Origin of the sequence: Nocardia crassostreae (assembly GCF_001613405.1) — a bacterium.
Taxonomy (GTDB): Bacteria; Actinomycetota; Actinomycetes; order Mycobacteriales; family Mycobacteriaceae; genus Nocardia; species Nocardia crassostreae.
In genome coordinates this window covers 21,000-38,717 of sequence record NZ_BDCH01000015.1, presented here as the reverse complement: position 1 = coordinate 38,717, position 17,718 = coordinate 21,000, and the positions used below count along the sequence as shown (strand labels likewise).

Here is a 17,718-nt window from a genome sequence, read left to right as displayed (position 1 = left end):
AGGCGAAACCGATCCTCGGTGCGATAACTGGGAAAGGGCAATGACCGAATCCAACAGGTCGGAACATCCGGAGATCGATTTTCTTTGCCTGCGGCGGAACGCGATCGAGTCCCTGCCCTCCGACATCATCGACGTGGAGACGGAGGAGGACGAGGCGGAGGAGCCGATGCCGCCGCATGTTCCGATCACACACCCGTCCGCGAATGCACGGCTCCCGATCGGGATCCCCGACGATGCGGCGAATATCCGGATCGCGGTGTGGGGCGCGCCCCGCGCGGGCAAGACGACCTATCTGAGCGCGCTCCGCAGGGCCGCACAGGATCCGGTGGACGGCAACGAATGGACCATCTCCGGACGTGACGACGCATCGACCGAATTCCTGATCACCGGGGTCAAACGGGTTCTGAGCAACTTCGAGTACCCGGGGCCGACGACGGCGGTGCGACTGCTGGCCTGGAAGTTCCAGGGAATGACCCATCACGAGAGGAATACCGGATGGTGGGCGCGTCTGCGGAACTGGATGCTGGACTCCACCCGGGACGCGGACGTGGAATTCATTCTCGAGGTGCAGGACGTCCCCGGCGAGGTCTACGCCGGCGCGACCGAGCACCAGCGGCATCTGCTGCACGACAATGTGGTGGAGCGGCTGCTGCGGGCACAGGGAATCGTCTACCTCTTCGATTCCGTCGGGGCCGCCGAGGCCGACACCAATTCTTTCGACTACTACTTCGAGACGGTCGAAAGGCTCCGAAAACGTGCTGTGGAGCAGAACCTGCTCGTGGCGAACGGCCGGTTGCGACACCATGTCTCGGTGTGTGTCACCAAACTCGACAAGGCCGCGGTATTCGATGCGGCCATGGCGGCGGAGGTCGTGTACCGATCCTCCGATGACGCGGTTCCGCAGGTGCCCAAGGAATTCGCCGCCGAACTCTTCAACCGGCTCTGCGGCGACACCGGTTCGCATTTCGTCGCAAAACAGCTCGCGAACGATTTCCTGCCGGGCCGGGTCAAGTACTTCGTGACGTCCGCCTCCGGTTTCCACCTGGACGGTGGTGTATTCGATCGTGCCGATTTCACCAATGACACCGAGGACGGACGGCGATTGCGCTCCGTGGCCGCCCCGATCAACGTGCTGGAGCCGATCATCTCGCTGCACCGCCGGATCACCCATCCCGTGGACGGCGTCGAGTGAAGCCGACGACAAAGACGTCCCGCGCCGGCTGGGCGGTTGCCAGTAAAACCCCGGGACAGCACCAGGGGTACAAGCTTCTCGGCAAACCCGGCGACTCCCGTATCGCCCAGTACCTCACCGGAATCGGGATGAGTATGGGAACCCCGGAAGGTCAGCGCATCGGATACCCCGACGAACTGCCGTGGCTGATTTTCGCGGGTGGTGGCAAGAAACTCGCTCCGCTCGCGGCGGTGGTCCTGCGTGAGTGGTCGGATCAGGTGGAGCGCTACGGGCATCCGATCACCCCGGCCCGCGCCCTCTGGACGGACTGGCCGGGAGTTCCCGACACGTACCACGCGCTACGAGCGAGTTCGGAACCTGCGATGGCCGGCGGTCGACGCGGGCCCGGCGGGTGAGTCGGGGTTCCAGATCGATCTGGCGGCGCCGGCGGCCGACCTGGACCGGGTGGCCGGTGACATCAAGGAGTTCGACGCCGCCTTCGTCGCGGCGATCGCCGCGTGCGTGGCGGCCGGTCGCCGCGTGGCGATTCCGCTCGTCGACGACGTGCCGGTATCGCTCGATGAGCGTATCCGCTTGCTGGACGCGGTCATGGCCCTGTTGCCCTGTGGCGCACGCAATTGTGTCACCGTGTCGACCTGGGCGAGCTACACCACGCAGCATCACGCCGACCTGACGTTCTCCGACGGCGTGCAGGCGGACCAGATCGAGGCATCGATCCGGGATCGCCGACTGCGGACGCCGATTCCGCGCGACAGAAACGACTATCTGGGTGAGCTGATGGGACTGCTCGGCGACGAGTATCCGCTCGAGCTGGTGGTGCAGCGGCTGTACCGCAGCAACGAACCGCTGCGGCGAGTCGCCGATATCACCCCCGATGTGCTGCGCCGCATGCGGCTGCCCAAAGTGGTGCACGGAGAGCTGCTCCGGAACACCGGTTCGGTGGCCCGCGTCCAGGATGCGTTGCAGGAGATTCTGCTCGACACCGCCCTCGTTCCGCCCGAATACCTCGATGGGTGCGTGCGGTTCCTGGCGTCGCGGGCCTGCACGGCGCCGCGTCGAGAGGCGAACCAGGCCCGGGCGGCTCTCATCCGGCACTGGGACGACACGCTCGGCGCGACGCTCGGTTCCCGCTGCCGCGACGAGGCGCAGGCGACCACGGAGTGCGGGGTAGCCTGGCTGGATATGGCTGTCGCCGCGGAACGCACGGTGCCCGGGGCGACGCTCACCTATCTGAGCTCCGCCCTGCGCGACCCGCCGGTGCAGCCGTCCGCCGCCGCATTCACACCCTTGCTGGCAATGGTGCTGCACTACCTGTCGACCACACCCGCCATCGACAAGGAGGCTTTCGAATGCCTGGTGCGGCAACCGCACCTGCTTGCCGGGGCGCTCCAGGTGATCATGCTGCCCGCCAGCGAGGGGCTGGCTTCCCGGGTGAGCAGATTCCTGACCGGTCAGCCCCATCCGGACATTGCCAACCGCGCCGTCAATGCGCTGTTCCTGCATGTCGGCGCCGATCCGCGGCCACTGTGGTTACGACCGATCCTGGCCGCGGCGAGCGGCCGTGTCGATCAGATTCGGGAGACCGACGCGCGGGCACTGTCCGCACTCGGCTCCGACCTGCGGTCCTGTTTCGTCCGCGTGCTGTTCACCATGACGGATCCGCGGATTGCCGTCGATGCCATGGCGCCGATCATGGAGTATCTCTGCACCGCCGAGGACAGTGGCGAGAATCGGACCGCTGTCCGGGAACTCGTGCGGCAGATGGCCGTGCTGTCCGGCGACCACGCACCCGAGCTGCCCGCCGCGCGAGCGAAGTTCGATCTGTGGAGCCTGCTGGTCGGCGCGCCGCGTCACGAGGATCTGGCCGGGCGGCCGGTATCGGAGTATAATGATGCCTTCGCGCAGGCGGCGCGGAAGCTCAATCCGCACTGGACCGGTCAGGTCGCCTCGAATCTGGCCGACTTCCTGGTCGGGCGGGGCCGTTCTCCCATGTCACTCGATCCCGACATTCGCGAGCTGCTGCGGACCTACTATCTCGACCGCCTCACTCGGACCGCGAAAAGTACGCGGCCACAGCGGGTTCGGGAGTTGTAGCGGACCCTGCCCGCGGAATGGTGGCGGATGCTGGCCGACGCCCCGGAGCTGGACTGGTATCGATCGCTGCGTAATCTCGAACAGCGCGCCGCACGCGCGGCGACCGTGCCCGAGATCGCCGAATCGGTCCGACGCGCGCTCGCGAACCCCGAGACGATCCCCGAAGTTTCGGCCCTGTTGACCGGTTACGCCGGGAAATCCGATCCGGCGGATACCGACAAGCTCTTGTCCCTGCTCGTCGGCGGCACGGCCAATGGACGCGGGTGCGCCGACGCGGTGGTGTCGAAGGTTCTGGAGGCACTGCTCTCCGGTGCGTGCGGCGCCACCGCGGCCCTCGAGTTCCGGCGACATGTGCGAGCGCGCAGCACCTGGTATGCCGAACTGGCACAGCGCTGTTCGGTGGCAGAGAGCGCGCTGTCCGGGGACGTGATCGCATGACCTCCTCGATGCGCGGACTGATGATCGCCGGTGCCTTGCTGCTCACGATGCTGTCGACCTCGTGTGGAGACGGCGGGCCTTCGGATGCCGCTCCGGCGGTTTCGGGGACAGCGACGGCCGTACCTGATGCCGCCGACATATCCGCCGACTACATTGTGCTGCTGGATATCTCCGGTTCGATGGCCGAGGCGGGCCGGTACGCGGCGGGCCTCGAGGCGCTGCCCCGGCTGCTCGACGGGTTGTCCGAGGCCGATCGCGTGTCGTTCCACACCTTCGACGCCACGGTCCATCCGATCTATTCGGGCTCGGGCCGACCCGCACCGGAACTCCTCGCCATGCTGCCCGCGGCCCCGGTCACCGACGCGGTGACCGACCTCGGCCCCGCGATCACCACGGTGCTGGACGAATTGGAGCGTTCCGGCAGGCTTCCGATCACCACCGTCGTGCTGATCACCGATGGACTGCCGAACCCGCCCGACGGATCGCCCTATGCCGACCTGTCCGCACCGGCCTGAGACGACCTCGCCCGGCGGGCGCACGGATCGGATCACGCCGGTACGTCGATCTACACGGTGCTGTTGGGCGCAGGCAGCTTCGACGATTCGCAGGCCATGCGGATCTTCGGCAGTACGACCGTGCTGCGCCCCGCCATCGCGCAACAGCTCGGCGAGGAATTCGGGCGCGCCCGGGATCGGATCACGGCCGAGAAAGCGCGGATTGCCGGGGAACAGGTCCCCGGACCCAACGAGGGGGCCGCCGCGGCCACCACCGAGCCACCGCCGGATGTGCCGCAGGGGGGCGCATCCCCGGCCACTACGGCGATCGCACTCGCCGGGCTCCTGGTGGTCGCGGCGGTGGTCCCGATCCTGATCCGGTACGGAATACGCAGGCACCGAGCGGTATTGAGCGGGACGCTGGTGATCAGGTCCGACGCGGACGCGACGGAGTTGCTGCGGCTGCCGCTGCACGGCCATCGGATGTCGCTGTCCGATAATGGTTTTCCCGGGCGTGGTGCGGTCGAACCGGTGTGGTCTACGACCGCGCCATACGAGATCGACCCCGACGTGGTCGCCATCTCCTATTCCCGCGTCGACGGGCTGCCGCCGATCACCGGTCACTGCCGGGCCGGGAAATCGATCATCCTCGGCGGGCACTTCTTCTCGTATTCCCGGAAGGCGGAATAATCATGCTGGAACTGGTTCGTTGGATCATCGCCTATGTCATCGTGCCCGGCACCCTGTTCATCATGTTGATGGCCGCGGTGATCGTCGCCTTCCGCGCACCGCAGTCCCAGCGGCTGTCCGCGGCCGCGGGCGTGGTCGGCGGGCTCATCGCCTTCGGGCTGTACTTCTCGACCACGTTCGAGGGTACGGACGCGGCGGCGAAGGCCGGTTTGGCCAAGCCGCAGGAGGCGCCGTGGATGATCGGTATCGGCGGCTTCGTCATCGGCTTCGCGGCGCTGTTCGTCATTCAGCGTATCCGGCTGCGCCACGGCATGCTCGGGCTGTTCACCCTGTTCCTCACAGCGACCAGCATGATCGCGCTGCGGGGCTACTTCTACGAATCTCCGTACCGCGATGTCGCGGTGCAGTTCGCCTTCGGCTCCCTGTTCGGCATGTTCCTCTATGTCGTCCTGTTCGCACAGCACATCCAGAAGACGTTCCGCAGGTCGGAACCGATAGCACAGTGAGGATCGAGTATGACGCTCTTCCCGAAGTTTTCGGACCTGTTCGTGGGCCATGTGGTCAATCTGAGCCCGGGTGAGCAGCATAAACGGTTCTGCGCGAACTGCGACAAGGTCACTGAGCAGATCTCGATCAGCTACAGCGACGTCCCGGCGCTGCGCAACTTCGCCGGAAGGCATTTCGCCGGACGGCTTTTCGACGCCATTCCGGGTGTTCCGCTGGTAGGCGGCAAACCGACCCAGTGCGACTGCGGGCACGTCACTTTCTGAGCTCGGGGAAATCGCCGCCCCGGATCGGAAGTGCCGCGGTGACAGTGTATTTGCCATTGCCGTTGGATCCGGCTTCGAGGGTGCCGCCGAGCATGGTGACGCGTTCGCGCATGCCGAGGAGGCCGTGGCCGGAGCCGGGGGTGGCTGTGGGGGAGGGGGTGTGGGGGTTGGCGACGTGGATTCGGACCAGGTGGGGGGTGATGGTGATGTCGATGTTGACGGGGGAGCCGGGGGCGTGGCGGATGGCGTTGCTGAGGGCCTCTTGGACTATGCGGTAGGAGGAGAGGCCCGCAGTGGCGGGGACTGTGGAGGTGTCGCCGGTGATTTTCAGGTCGATGGGGGTGCCGCCCGCGCGGACGGAGGCGATGAGGTCGGGGATGTCGGGGAGGGTGGGCTGGGGGAGGAGGGTGGTGTCGCCGGTGCGGAGGACGCCGAGAATGTGGCGCATTTCGCCGAGGGCGTCGGTGGCGCTGGTGCGGATGGTGGCCAGGCGGGCCTTGGTTTCGGGGGCGATGGCAGGGTCGCGGTGCTGGGCGGCTTCGGCTTGGATGGCGATGACGGTCATGTGGTGGGCGACCACGTCGTGGAGTTCGCGGGCTATGCGGGCGCGTTCCTCCCAGAGGGCGGTGAGCTGGCGCTGGCGTTCGGTGGAATCGCGTTCGCGGCGCAGGCTGGTGCTGGTGGCGGCCAGGGCGCGCACGGCGACCACCGTGGACAGGACCAGGCCCGAGACCAGGGCGGAACCGGCTACGCCCATGGGACATTCGGTGGGGCGCAGGTAGAGGGCGAACGCGAGGGCGGTGGCGACCGTGGCCGCCCAGGTGATGGCGGCGGCGCGGGCGGTGGCGCGGATGGCGCCGATGCCCAACACGATGAAATGACTGTTGAGGACCGGATCGACCCAGAGTTCGACCTTGGTGTCCGTGAGAATCGATGCGGCGGAGAGGGCTACGAGCGAGAGGGCCCAGCCCGGATACGGGGAGCGGGTCGCGACGAACACCGCGGCGCCCTGGACGACGGCGAGTACGACGGCCCCCGCGGCGGAGATATCGGTGGCCGCGAGCAAGGTGGCGAACACCACGGCGGCGGCCGCCACCGCCGCCACCGTGGTCAGCAGCAGCGTCTGCCACGGGGCCAGTCGAATGGGCCAGGCCTCCAGCACGCGCGCCGCGATGCTCTTCATGCGTCCATCCTCGTTCATCGGTGGCCTCGATCGAGTCGGCGCGCTAGACGAGGTCGCGGCGGCGGATTAGCCAGACGGCGGCCAGGATGAAGACGACCGGGTAGACGGCCAGCGCGGCAACCGCTTCCGGCCAGTCGAGCAGGATCAGGACACCGGGGGTGGCCTCGCCGCCGAGGGTGCGCAGCTCGCCCGCCAGCGAACCCGCCGCCGAACCGGGCAGGTAATCGGTCACCGTGCCCGCGCTGCCGAGCAGATCGCCGAAGAAGCGAAGCACGTTCTCCAGTACCAGAACCCAGACCAGGCCGAGCCCGACCGCCAGTGCGGGACCGCGGGCGATAATGCCGATGAGCACGCCGAGCATGGTCCACATGCCGAGAATCGCGATACCGCTGCCGATTCCGGCTAGCGAGCGGCCCGGTGACGGCAGCACGATGGGCTGTGATTCCACGGCGGCGATGACGGTCGCCACGGTCAGATCGGCGGTGAACGCCGCGAGCACGATGGCGACCGCGATGGCGAGCAGGGCGACCACGGTGCCGGACAGTGCCGCGAGCCGCGAAGGGCCCTGGGTGAATACGGTTTTCCAGGTGCCCCAGCCGTACCCGCTGCCGGTGGCCAGCGCGCCGAGAATGAGCATGAGCGCGCCGCCGAACACCACGGTGCCGCCGACGAATTCCTCCGGCACCGCCACCGGCATCATCTGTGCCAGCAGCTGTGCGGGCGTCTGCTCGGCGTCCGCACTCGGATCGGTGGAGGTGTAGCTGATGTAGTTGAGCAGGTACATGAAGGTCAGGTTCAGCGTGAACTACACCACGACCAGCACCCACAGCACCGGCCAGCGGCGCAGCCGCAGGAATTCGGCCCGAATGCTCTCCCTCATGACACCGCCTCCGCGTCGATAGCAGTCATCTCGAAGTACGCCTCTTCCAAAGATCGTTCGGTGGTTCGCAGTTCGTGCAGATCGGCGCCCGCCTCGATGATCGCCCGCGCAATGCGCGGCGCGTCCTCCGCGCCCACGTCGACCCGGATCCCGGCCACCGTCCGCGCGGCATTCCCGGCCGCCGCGCGCACGGCCGCCAAGGCCACGTCCTCGGGTTCGGCGCGCACGAAAACCGTGCTCCCGCCGCGCATGTCCGCGACGGTCGTCTCGGCGATGAGCTTGCCGTCGTTGATCACCCCGACCCGGTCGCAGATCTCCTGCACCTCAGCGAGCAGGTGGCTGGACAGCAGGACGGTGTGCCCGGTCGCCGCGAGCTCCTTGATGAGCGACCGCATTTCGGCCATTCCGCCGGGATCGAAACCATTCGTCGGTTCGTCCAGAATCAATAATTCCGGATCACCGAGCAATGCACAACCGACGCCGAGTCGCTGTTTCATACCTTGGGAGTAGGTACGGAATTTATCGTCGCCCCGCCCTCCGAGACCCATGCGGTCGAGTATGTCGTCGACGGTGGATTCCGGAATTCCGCGATAGCGCGCCATGACTCGCAAATTGTCACGGCCGGACAGATACGGATAGAACCCGGGGCTCTCGATGAGAACGCCCAGGCGTGGGAGCGCCGCGGGATCGCCGGGGGCGCACCCCAGCACACGCGCCGTGCCGCTGGTCGGCTCGATGAGCCCGACCAGCATGCGCAGCGTCGTGGTCTTGCCCGCGCCGTTGGGGCCGAGGAAACCATAGATTTCCCCGGCCCGGACGGTGAGGCTCACGGTGTCGACGGCTGTTTTCTCGTTATACTTTTTGGTCAATGCTTCGGTGACCACGATCATAGGAACAACGATATGTTCCGTACCGTCCGAGCACATCCCGCCCGAGAGGGATACTCCGATGTACCCCTCAGGAGTGATGCGCTATTCCACCGCGTGCGGCAGCGAGGGCACCTCGATTTGGAATTCGCCGTGCATTTTCGCGACCTGTTGTTTACCCACGACCGTCTTCATCATGAGATCACGCGCCTTGGTCGCTGCGAAGCCCTCCCAGGAGGAGATGGTGCCGATCTTCCACGAAGCCTTTTGCAGCGCCTCGGTTTCCGGCCGCCGCGCCGCCTCGTAGGCGGACAGGGCCCGGCCCAGCGCCACCCGATCGCGCAGGTCGATCGGCACGATCTGGCCCGCGAGCACAATGGCGTCCACAATGCCCTCGCTCGCCCCGCGGCCCAGATTCGGGGTCACCGCGTGCACGGAATCACCGAGGAAGGCGATCCGGCCCGAACTCCATGCGGGCATCGGCCCCAGCGCCCGGACACCGTGGTGCAGCATGGCCTCGGGCGGGGTCGAGGCGATGAGTTCGCGCACCGGTTCGGGGAAGACCTCGAATCGGCGCAGCAGATCGTTCTTCACGATCCCGGGAGACTCGTCCAGCGGCAGCGTCGGGGTGGCCAGTCCCGCCACCCAGAAGATGTGGTTGTTCCCGCAATCCTTGATCACGATGCGATTGCCCCGCCCGAACAGCAGCGTGAACCTATTCGCGCCGTAGGGCGGCTTGTGCTGCGCCACCGCATGCACCAGACGGTAACTGGCCGTGCGGAGTTCGACCTGCGGAAACACCCGCTGCCGAGTCTGGGAGTTGATCCCGTCGGCCGCGATGAGCAACTCCGCGCGTTCCTGCCGCCCATTCTCGAATGTCACGGTGACGCCCTCGTCGTCCTGCTCGACGCTGATCGCCCGGTGATTCAAGTGGATGGGCCCCAGATCCGGTGAACCGGACAGGGTTTCGATCACATCCGAGCGCCGGATCATGACCGGCATCGGCGCACCGTACATCTCGGCCAGCTCCGCCAGCGGCGCGTGATACAGCGGCGTGCCGTTCTGATTGAAGAACTGCTGACGGTGCACTTCCGCGCCGCGCCGCCGGATCTCGTCGGCCAGGCCCAGTTCGGCGAAGGCCTTCATGCCCTTGACCCAGATCTGCAACGAGGCGCCGACCGTGCCGAAGGCCGCCGCCTGCTCGAACAGCGGCGCCTCGATCCCGACCCGGCGCAGAGCGATGCTCGCGCTGAGCCCGCCGATCCCGCCGCCGAGAATGATCACTCGCCCGTTCGATGTGCTCATGTGCGCTCCTGGTGTGTGCGAGAGGTGCGGTTGACGAAGTCGAGATCGAAGTCGCCGGAACGGAATTCGGGATCGGCCAGGATGGCGTCGCGATGGAAGCCCGCGCAGGTGGTCAGCCCCGGACCGGTCAGCACGAGCTCGTCGAGCGCCCGGCTCATGCGATCGATGGCGGCGGGCCGATCCGCCGCCCACACGATCACCTTCGCCAGCAGCGCGTCGTAGTAGGGCGACACCGTCATGCCCTCCTCCAGGTGGCTGTCCACCCGCACCCAGGGCCCGGCGGGCGGACGGTACGCGGTGACCCGCCCGGTGGACGGTGCGAAGTCGCGCTCCGGATCCTCGGCATTGATCCGGCATTCGATGGCGTGCCCGCGAAATTCGATATCGGACTGCCGAATCCGCAAGGGCCGCCCCTGCGCGATACGCAGCTGCTCGGCTACCAGATCCACCCCCGACACCATTTCGGTGACCGGATGCTCGACCTGCAGGCGCGCGTTCATCTCCATGAACCAGAACCCGCCGTCGCGATCGAGCAGGAACTCCATTGTCCCCGCACCCTCGTACCCGACCGAGCGGGCCCCGGCGACCGCGGCCGCGCCGATGGCCGCGCGCGTGGCGTCGTCCAGCGCGGGGGAGGGCGATTCCTCGAGCAGCTTCTGATGACGGCGCTGCACCGAGCAGTCCCGCTCCCCGAGATGCACCGTATTGCCGTAACGGTCGGCGAGGACCTGCACCTCGATATGGCGCGCGCCCTCGAGATAGCGCTCCAGATACAGGCTGCCGTCACCGAAGGCCAGACTGGCCTCGGTCTGGGTGCGCCGATAGGCGTCCTCGATCTCCTCGCGCGCCCGCACCACGCGCATACCGCGCCCGCCGCCACCGGCGGCCGCCTTGAGAATCACCGGATAGCCGATCCGCTCGGCGATCTCCTCCGCCTCGGCCGCGCCGGTCAGCGTGGCGGTGGTGCCCGGCAGCAACGGCAGGCCCGCCTTGCTCATGAGCGCGCGGGTCACGGCCTTGTCGGCGAGACTGGCCATGGTCTCCGGTGACGGCCCGACGAAGATCAGACCCTCCTCGGCGCACACCGAGGCGAAATCCGCGTTCTCGGAAAGGAATCCGTAACCCGGATGGATGGCGTCGGCCCCGGTGCGCAGGGCCGCGCCGATGACATTGGGAATATTGAGATAGCTGCGCCCCGGTTCGGGCGGGCCGATGCACACCGCGTCGTCGGCCAGCCGCACCGGGATCGACTCGGCGTCGGCGGTGGAATAGACCACCACACTGCGCAATCCGAGTTCGCGGCAGGCCCGCACCACGCGCAGCGCGATCTCGCTGCGATTGGCCACCAGCACGGTCTTGATCGGACGCTCGGAGTCCGCGGCAGCCGTCATGACGCGATCTCCATTCGTGCGGGTTCGCCCGGCTCCAGCAGGATCAGGCGCTGCCCGTACTCGACGACCTCACCGTCGGCGGGCAGGATTTCCACGACCCGCCCCGCCTCCGGCGCGGTAATGCGGTTCATGAGCTTCATCGCCTCGACGATGGCGACGACCTGCCCCTCCTCCACGTAATCACCCGGCGCGACAAAGGGATCGGCGCCGGGTTCGGGGGAGCGGAAGAAGTGCCCGACCAGGGGCGACTCGACGGCCACGGTCGAGGACTCCACCTCCGGGGTCGCCGGATCGATCTTGACGACCCGTTCGGGGCGCGGGCCGCCGCCGATCGGTTCCTCGGCCCATTCGATCTCGAGGTCGTATTCGCCCGCGCGGATCCGCACCCGGCGCGGCTGCGGATCCAGATCGGCGACCATGCCCCGCACCTCGCGGATCATGTGGCTCAGCGATTTGTCTGTGGTCATGTCGGTGTTCTCCAATCGACAGGTATGTCACGATCCGAAGGCGCGGAACTTGCGATACCTCGCCTCGACGAGGTCGGGTCCGGGCACGGCGGAGAGTTCGTTCAGGGCATTGGCGACGGCCGCGCGCAGATCACCGGCCATGGTCACGATGTCGGGCGCCGCCTCGGCCTCGGGGATTACGCCGTCCACGACGCCGAGCCGAAGCAGTTCCGCCGCGGTGATTTTCAGGGCTTGCGCGGCCGCGCCCGCGGCGCTGCGGGTGCCCCACAGGATGGCGGCGCACCCTTCGGGACTGATGACCGAGTAGTAGGAGTTCTCGAAGATGAGCACGGTGTCGGCGACGCCGAGCGCCAGCGCGCCGCCGCTGCCGCCCTCGCCGGTCACCACGGCCACGATCGGCACCGGCAACCGGCTCGATTCCATAATGGCGCGCGCGATCGCGCCCGCCTGTCCGCGTTCCTCGGCGCCGATGCCGGGATACGCGCCGGGCGTATCGATCAAGGTGACGATCGGCATGCCGAACTTGGCGGCGTGCCGCATGAGCCGCAGGGCCTTGCGATAGCCCTCCGGTTCCGGCATCCCGAAGTTGCGGGCAATGGATTCCTTGGTGTCGCTGCCCTTTTCATGGCCGATCAGCATGACCGTGCGGCCGCCGAGCGTGGCCGGACCACCCACGAGCGCCGCACTGTCGGCGAACATCCGGTCACCGCGCAATTCGATGAACGAGTCGAACGCCACGGCCGCGATGCTCAGCGTGGTGGGCCGTTCCCGTTCGCGGGCGAGCTTGACGATCTCCGCCGCCGGGCGCGCCGTGACGGCGTCCGGATCGGTGATCGTGACCGGCGGGATCTGCGGGCTCGCCGTCGAGTTCGGCCTGTGTGCGGCAAGGACTTTGGCCAAGTAGGGACGCAGCTGCGCACGCGTCACGACCGCGTCCAGCAGGCCGTGCTCGACCAGGAATTCCGCGGTCTGGAAACCGGGCGGCAGATCCTCGCCGATGGTCTCCCGGATCACGCCGGGCCCGGCGAACCCGATGAGCGCACCCGGCTCGGCCACCAGCACATCGCCCAGCATGGCGAAGGAAGCGGTGACCCCGCCGAAGGTCGGATCGGTCAGCAGGCACACCACCAGCAGGCCCGCCTCGTGCAGCCGGGCGATGGCCTGGCTGGTCTTGGCCATCTGCATGAGCGAGATGCTGCCCTCCTGCATTCGCGCGCCGCCCGACGCGCAGACGATCAGCAGCGGAAGCCGCTCCGCCAGCGCGCATTCCGCGGCCCGGGTGACCACCTCGCCGACCGCGCCGCCCATGGAGCCGCCCATGAAGCCGAACTCCATGACCGCGACCATCAGCGGCGTGCCGCCGATCATGCCGACGCCGTAGCGGGCGGCATCGCGTTCCCCGGTCTTGGCGCGCGCCTGCTCGATACGCTGCCGGTAGGGCTTGTGATCGCGGAAGTCGAGCACATCGCGAGTCTCGATATCGGCGTCCTCGCCCGGTAACCACGACCCGTCGTCGAGCAGCAGCTCCAGCCGCCGTCGCGCATCCAGGCGCAGGTGATGCCCGCAGCGCGCGCACACCCGCAGATTGCGCTCCAGTTGCGGCTTGTACTGGTATTCCGCGCAGGACGGGCATTTCATCCAGGTGGATTCCTGGTCGGTGCCGGTCCTGCCGACGGCGTCGATCAATTCGGTCATCGGACTTCTCCGTTCAGCTCTGACTTCTGGACCCGCCGCGCGAGGAACTCCCGCAGCGCGTCCGCGACGGGACCGGGCGCGTCGGAGTGCACGGCGTGACCCGCGCCGGGTACGAAGACGTGGCTGCCGTGCGCCAGCCGCGACAGTGCGCGCCGCACATGCGCGGGCGTCATGAGCGCACCCGCTGCCTGATCGCCCTGCACCAGCAGCACCGGGCAGCGCAGCCGGGACAGCATCTCGTCGGGATCCTGTTCGCGCTGATTGCGGCCCTCCACCCAGCGCTGATTCAATTCCGGATCCGCCAGCCGCAGCGATACCGCGATCGACCGCATGGCGTGGTTGGGCCGCGCGTAGGGGACCATGGCCTCGCGCTGCTCCGGACTCATCCGGTAGAGGGCGGAGTCCACGATGACCACGCCCCGCACCAGCTCCGGCCGGGCCGCCGCGACCATTGCGGAGATCCAGCCGCCCATCGAATGCCCGACCAGCACTACCGGCCCGGCGATTACCTCGGTGACGAACTGCTCGATATCGGCCGCGAAATCGGCGAGCGCGTAATGGCCCGCGACCCAATCGGATCGGCCGTGCCCGCGCAGATCGGGGGCGTAGATATTCCAGCCGGGCCCCAGGGCGCGCATGAGCAGCCGGAAGGTCTGCCAGCGCGCGCCCAGCCCGTGCAGCAGGCACAGCGTCGGTTCGCCGTCCCCGCTGACATGGGCGTATTCGAGTGTCCCCGCGCGGGTGCGGAAACGTCCCGACTCGATTGCCCTCATGGTCAGGCCCAGACCAGGGTCATACCGGCGTATTTCCACTTGCTGGTCTCGATCGCCAGCAGCATGACCTTGTCACCGGTCCGCACCTTGCCGGTGCGGGCGGCCTCGTCCAGGGCCAGCGGGACGGCGGCCGATCCGGTGGCGCCCACCCGCTCGATGTTCTCGTACACCTTGTCCCGCAGGGCGAGCCACTCGTCGGTGAGCAGCCCGGCCGCCTCCAGTTCGCTGGTCATGTACCCGGCATTGCCTTCCGGGACCACCCAGAGCGCGATGTCCTCGGCGGTGACGTCACTGGCGTGGAGCAGCTCGCGCAGCGACCGGGTGACCATGTGCGGCAGGAACTTTCCGGATTCGACCACATCGACCTTCAGTTCGACGAGGCGTTTGGCCAGCGCCTGCTTGTGCAGTGGCGCGTGGGTCGCGCCGCCGACCACCTGCATCCCCGGCTTCTTGAGCCCGCCCATGGTCAGGATCGAGGACCCGAGCACGCCGGACCGGACATCCGGTGCGGCTTCCTCGGCACGCAGCACAATGGCGCCCGCGCCGTCGCCGAAGGTGTAGGCCACCAGCCGATCCCGCATGCGGATCCGCTCCGGATCGGTCCCGCGGTACATGGGGACCAGCAGTGGTGAGATGGCTTCGCTGCCGATCACCAGGGCGGTGCGGAAGGTGCCGCGCTCGAGATAGCCGCGCGCGATATCGGCGGCCTCCACGAAACCCGCACAGCCGGAACGGACCTCCATGGTGGCGCACTCGGCAATGCCGAGGTGCTGCTGGACGAAGGTCACCGCGGGCGGCAGCTGATACTCCGGGCTGACGGTCGACATGACGATCAGGTCGACCTCGCTCGCCTCGAGGCCCGCCCGTTCGAGCGCCGCCGCGGCCGCGCGCGCCGCCATCTCGGAGTTGGTCACCAGGTGTTCGCCGGTCTCCGGATCGATCATCCAATGCCGCTGCTTGACCTGGATGCCCTCGAGAATGTCCTCGGGCACCGGACCGAGCAGCACCTCGACCTGCTTGTTGTCTATGGGGTCGCCGTGCAGGTAGCTGCCGGTGCCCACGAGCTGAACAGAGAAACCGTTCGTAGCCATATCGGTTGTCGTCCTTCGTTTCTCGATCTAGGTCAGCTCGCGACCGGGGCCAGCACGATGCTGAAATGGGTGCCGCCCAGCGAGGAGCTGTTCACCAGCACCGCGCCGCCGCTGGTCCGGCCGGGATGGAATGCGGCCAGCGCCGCATTGAGCAGTCCGCCGACGCCGATCTGCTCGCCGAGGGCCCGCTTCGCGGCAATGCGCTGTGGTCCGCCGTCGCCGAAAAGCCTGCGCAGGGCGATGCGTTCGGGGACGTCGACGGCGCGCAGCCCGGTTTCGTTCGTCCAGACCTGGGCGATATCGGAGTCCGCCACTCCGGCGCTCTCGATGGCCGCCCGCATGGCCCGCTCCATGGCCGCGCCGCGCGGATCGGTGCGGCCCACGCCGAGCGCATCGGAGACCGCGGCATGCCCGAGCACTTCGGCGTACACGGTCGCGCCGCGGCGGCGCGCATTGTCGTAGCTCTCCACAACGACGGTCGCCGCGCCCTCGGCGAGCGCGAACGAATCCTCGGCTCCCATCGGCAGACCCAGCCGCCGGTAGCCGCGGGCCACCAGCGGGGTGATGGTGTCGGCGGCGGTGGCCAGGATGGCCCGCGCGACCCACCGACACCAGGTCGTAGCCGTAGCGGAGGGCATTGGCGCCCGCCGCGTGCCCGGCCGTGACGGTGGAGGTCGGCCCGAGCGCGCCCAATAGGGTGGCGACGCTGCCCGCCGCGGCGTTGTACACCGTGTTCGGGAAGACCGCGGGATTGGCCGCGGCCGCACCTTCCTCGCGCAGTGGGCGGACGAACTGCTCCATGGCCTGCATGGGTCCCAGCCCGGTCCCGAAGACCACGCCGACCTGGTTCGGATCATCCGAAATCAGGTCCTCGCCAGCGGCTTCGAGGGCCTGGCTCGCGGCGAAGGTCGACAGCAGGCCCAGCCGATCCATCCGGCGGGCCTCGCGCCGCGTGAGGTGATCGTGCGGGTCGGCGCCGATCAGCCCGAGCCGGATACCCTCCTCGAGCCGCGCGCAGTCGCGGCCCTCGGCGACCGCCCGCAGCGCCGCCTCCACGCCCACGCCCGCCGGGCCGACCGCGCCCGCGCCGGTGATCACCACGCGGGTCACCGGCGCCGCGGGCCGGACCGCATCGGCCGCCCGGTCGGCGAAGACCACGCTCGCATTCGCACCCGCGAAGGCGAAGTTGTTCGAGATCGCCGTGTGCGCCTTGCTGATTCGCGGCGTGACCGGAATATGGTCGAGCACGCACTCCGGATCGGGCTTGACCAGATTCGCCGTCGGCGGCAGCACGCCATTGCGCAGCGCGCCGACGGTGATGATCGCCTCCACCGCACCGGTGGCGCCGAGCAGATGCCCGATCATGGACTTGGAACTGCTCACCGGCACCGTATCGGCGGCCTCGCCCAGCGCCAGCCGGGTGGCGGCGGCCTCGGCGCTGTCATTGCGCGGGGTGCCGGTGCCGTGGCTGTTGATGTAGCCGATATCGCTGTCGCGCAGGCCCGCCCACTCGATGGCGGAGCGGATCGCCCGTGCGGCGCCGGTGCCGTCGGGTCGCGGCGCGGTGGGGTGGTAGCCGTCCGCCGAGAGCCCGTAACCCCGGATCTCGCACAGCGGTTCGACATCGGCGGCCGCGGCCAGATCGGCGCGCGCCAGCACCAGCATGCCGCTGCCCTCGCCGAGCGAGAGCCCGGTGCGCTTGTCCTGGTAGGGCGCCGCCGGGGTGGGCGAGAGCGAACCGAGGGAGTTGAAGCCCGCGTAGGCCACATCGGACAGCGCGTCGGTGCCCCCGGCCAGGACGATATCCGCGCGGCCGAAGGCGATCAGATCGGCGGCGTATCCGATCGCGTTCGCCCCCGCGGCGCACGCCGTGTTCACAGACAGCACCGGCCCGGCGCAGCGGAAGTGCGCCGCCAGCGATTCCGCGATCGCCTGCGGCGGACCGTACATGGCCAGTTCGGCGGTGCCGTCGCCGCTGACGTCGCCCAGCCATTCCAAAGTGCTGAGCAGGCCCGCATTGCAGGTGCCGAGCACCAGGCCGCGGCGCTCCGGCTCCACCTCGGCAATGAGCGCGCTGGAGGCGTCCATGGCCTCGGCGGCGGCCGCGAAGGCGAAATCGAAAGCGCGGTAACGGAATCCGCCCACCGTTGCCGCGATGGGCGAGGGCGGCACGGGGGAGCGGACCTCGCCGCCGATGCGGGTGCGGTATTCGTCCATCGGGAGGTGTTCCACCGGGCGGATGGCGACATGCCCGGTGCTGACGCCGTCCCAGAGCGCCTTGGCCGTATCACCCTGCGAGGTCACCGCGCCGACGGCGACGACGACAACGGTCCGCAGCGGGGTTCGCTCGAAGTCTTCTCGTTTCTTCACTGGGGCACTCCTGTTCATG

At 68.3% G+C, this 17,718-nt stretch carries 18 protein-coding genes and 1 pseudogene; 8 read left to right on the top strand and 11 right to left on the bottom strand.

Translation table 11 applies throughout. The features are described 5' to 3' along the window. Nucleotides 1-40: 40 nt before the first annotated feature. The 8 genes from NC4_RS15370 (at nt 41) to NC4_RS15335 (ending at nt 5,678) form a co-directional block, all read left to right on the top strand. Nucleotides 41-1,192, top strand: a complete 1,152-nt coding sequence (locus NC4_RS15370) for a hypothetical protein (RefSeq protein WP_067538216.1) — start codon at nt 41-43, stop codon at nt 1,190-1,192. Next, nucleotides 1,189-1,587, top strand: coding sequence for a hypothetical protein (locus NC4_RS15365; protein ID WP_157554758.1), 399 nt, complete (start codon nt 1,189-1,191; stop codon nt 1,585-1,587). Before NC4_RS15370 ends, NC4_RS15365 begins: the two co-directional genes overlap by 4 nt. Before the next feature lie 49 nt (nt 1,588-1,636). After that, complete coding sequence (locus tag NC4_RS15360) at nt 1,637-3,286, top strand: hypothetical protein (protein WP_067538210.1); 1,650 nt, start codon at nt 1,637-1,639, stop codon at nt 3,284-3,286. 27 nt (nt 3,287-3,313) lie between these two features. Then, nucleotides 3,314-3,724 carry a hypothetical protein gene (locus NC4_RS15355; protein ID WP_067538207.1) on the top strand — a complete coding sequence of 137 codons (411 nt, stop codon included), beginning with the start codon at nt 3,314-3,316 and terminating at the stop codon, nt 3,722-3,724. Then, nucleotides 3,721-4,239, top strand: a complete 519-nt coding sequence (locus NC4_RS15350; RefSeq protein WP_067538206.1) for a VWA domain-containing protein — start codon at nt 3,721-3,723, stop codon at nt 4,237-4,239. Before NC4_RS15355 ends, NC4_RS15350 begins: the two co-directional genes overlap by 4 nt. Nucleotides 4,240-4,302: 63 nt before the next feature. Continuing rightward, nucleotides 4,303-4,908 carry a hypothetical protein gene (locus NC4_RS15345; RefSeq protein WP_218021160.1) on the top strand — a complete coding sequence of 202 codons (606 nt, stop codon included), beginning with the start codon at nt 4,303-4,305 and terminating at the stop codon, nt 4,906-4,908. Between the two features lie 2 nt (nt 4,909-4,910). Beyond that, complete coding sequence (locus tag NC4_RS15340) at nt 4,911-5,414, top strand: hypothetical protein (protein WP_067538201.1); 504 nt, start codon at nt 4,911-4,913, stop codon at nt 5,412-5,414. A gap of 9 nt (nt 5,415-5,423) precedes the next feature. Then, nucleotides 5,424-5,678 carry a hypothetical protein gene (locus NC4_RS15335; protein WP_067538200.1) on the top strand — a complete coding sequence of 85 codons (255 nt, stop codon included), beginning with the start codon at nt 5,424-5,426 and terminating at the stop codon, nt 5,676-5,678. On the opposite strand, the gene NC4_RS15330 is transcribed toward NC4_RS15335, so the two are convergent. The 11 genes and pseudogenes from NC4_RS15330 to NC4_RS15285 form a co-directional block, all read right to left on the bottom strand. Beyond that, nucleotides 5,668-6,861: a sensor histidine kinase gene (locus NC4_RS15330; protein ID WP_169814810.1), complete on the bottom strand. Its 1,194-nt coding sequence runs from the start codon at nt 6,859-6,861 to the stop codon at nt 5,668-5,670. The genes NC4_RS15335 and NC4_RS15330 overlap by 11 nt on opposite strands. Nucleotides 6,862-6,904: 43 nt before the next feature. After that, nucleotides 6,905-7,645 carry an ABC transporter permease gene (locus tag NC4_RS15325; protein WP_245721700.1) on the bottom strand — a complete coding sequence of 247 codons (741 nt, stop codon included), beginning with the start codon at nt 7,643-7,645 and terminating at the stop codon, nt 6,905-6,907. A gap of 92 nt (nt 7,646-7,737) precedes the next feature. Continuing rightward, nucleotides 7,738-8,631 (bottom strand): ABC transporter ATP-binding protein, encoded by an 894-nt coding sequence (locus NC4_RS15320; RefSeq protein ID WP_067538194.1) that lies wholly within the window; start codon nt 8,629-8,631, stop codon nt 7,738-7,740. Between the two features lie 81 nt (nt 8,632-8,712). Next, a complete protein-coding gene (locus NC4_RS15315) occupies nt 8,713-9,912 on the bottom strand; it encodes an FAD-dependent monooxygenase (RefSeq protein ID WP_084529155.1) in 1,200 nt (399 codons plus the stop codon). After that, nucleotides 9,909-11,303 carry an acetyl-CoA carboxylase biotin carboxylase subunit gene (gene accC / locus NC4_RS15310; RefSeq protein WP_067538189.1) on the bottom strand — a complete coding sequence of 465 codons (1,395 nt, stop codon included), beginning with the start codon at nt 11,301-11,303 and terminating at the stop codon, nt 9,909-9,911. The genes NC4_RS15315 and accC overlap by 4 nt, the downstream gene beginning before the upstream one ends. Then, complete coding sequence (locus NC4_RS15305; RefSeq protein ID WP_067538702.1) at nt 11,300-11,770, bottom strand: acetyl-CoA carboxylase biotin carboxyl carrier protein; 471 nt, start codon at nt 11,768-11,770, stop codon at nt 11,300-11,302. Before NC4_RS15305 ends, accC begins: the two co-directional genes overlap by 4 nt. Before the next feature lie 27 nt (nt 11,771-11,797). After that, nucleotides 11,798-13,465 (bottom strand): acetyl-CoA carboxylase, carboxyltransferase subunit beta, encoded by a 1,668-nt coding sequence (accD, locus tag NC4_RS15300; RefSeq protein WP_067538186.1) that lies wholly within the window; start codon nt 13,463-13,465, stop codon nt 11,798-11,800. Next, nucleotides 13,462-14,238, bottom strand: a complete 777-nt coding sequence (locus NC4_RS15295) for an alpha/beta fold hydrolase (RefSeq protein ID WP_067538183.1) — start codon at nt 14,236-14,238, stop codon at nt 13,462-13,464. Before NC4_RS15295 ends, accD begins: the two co-directional genes overlap by 4 nt. A gap of 2 nt (nt 14,239-14,240) precedes the next feature. Beyond that, nucleotides 14,241-15,329 carry a 3-oxoacyl-ACP synthase III family protein gene (locus NC4_RS15290; RefSeq protein ID WP_067538180.1) on the bottom strand — a complete coding sequence of 363 codons (1,089 nt, stop codon included), beginning with the start codon at nt 15,327-15,329 and terminating at the stop codon, nt 14,241-14,243. Between the two features lie 32 nt (nt 15,330-15,361). After that, nucleotides 15,362-15,850 (bottom strand): beta-ketoacyl-[acyl-carrier-protein] synthase family protein, encoded by a 489-nt coding sequence (locus tag NC4_RS42655; protein WP_245721726.1) that lies wholly within the window; start codon nt 15,848-15,850, stop codon nt 15,362-15,364. Nucleotides 15,851-15,950: 100 nt separating this feature from the next. Then, nucleotides 15,951-17,717 (bottom strand): annotated as a pseudogene (locus NC4_RS15285) (beta-ketoacyl synthase N-terminal-like domain-containing protein); the annotation flags it as partial. Between the last annotated feature and the right edge of the window lies 1 nt (nt 17,718).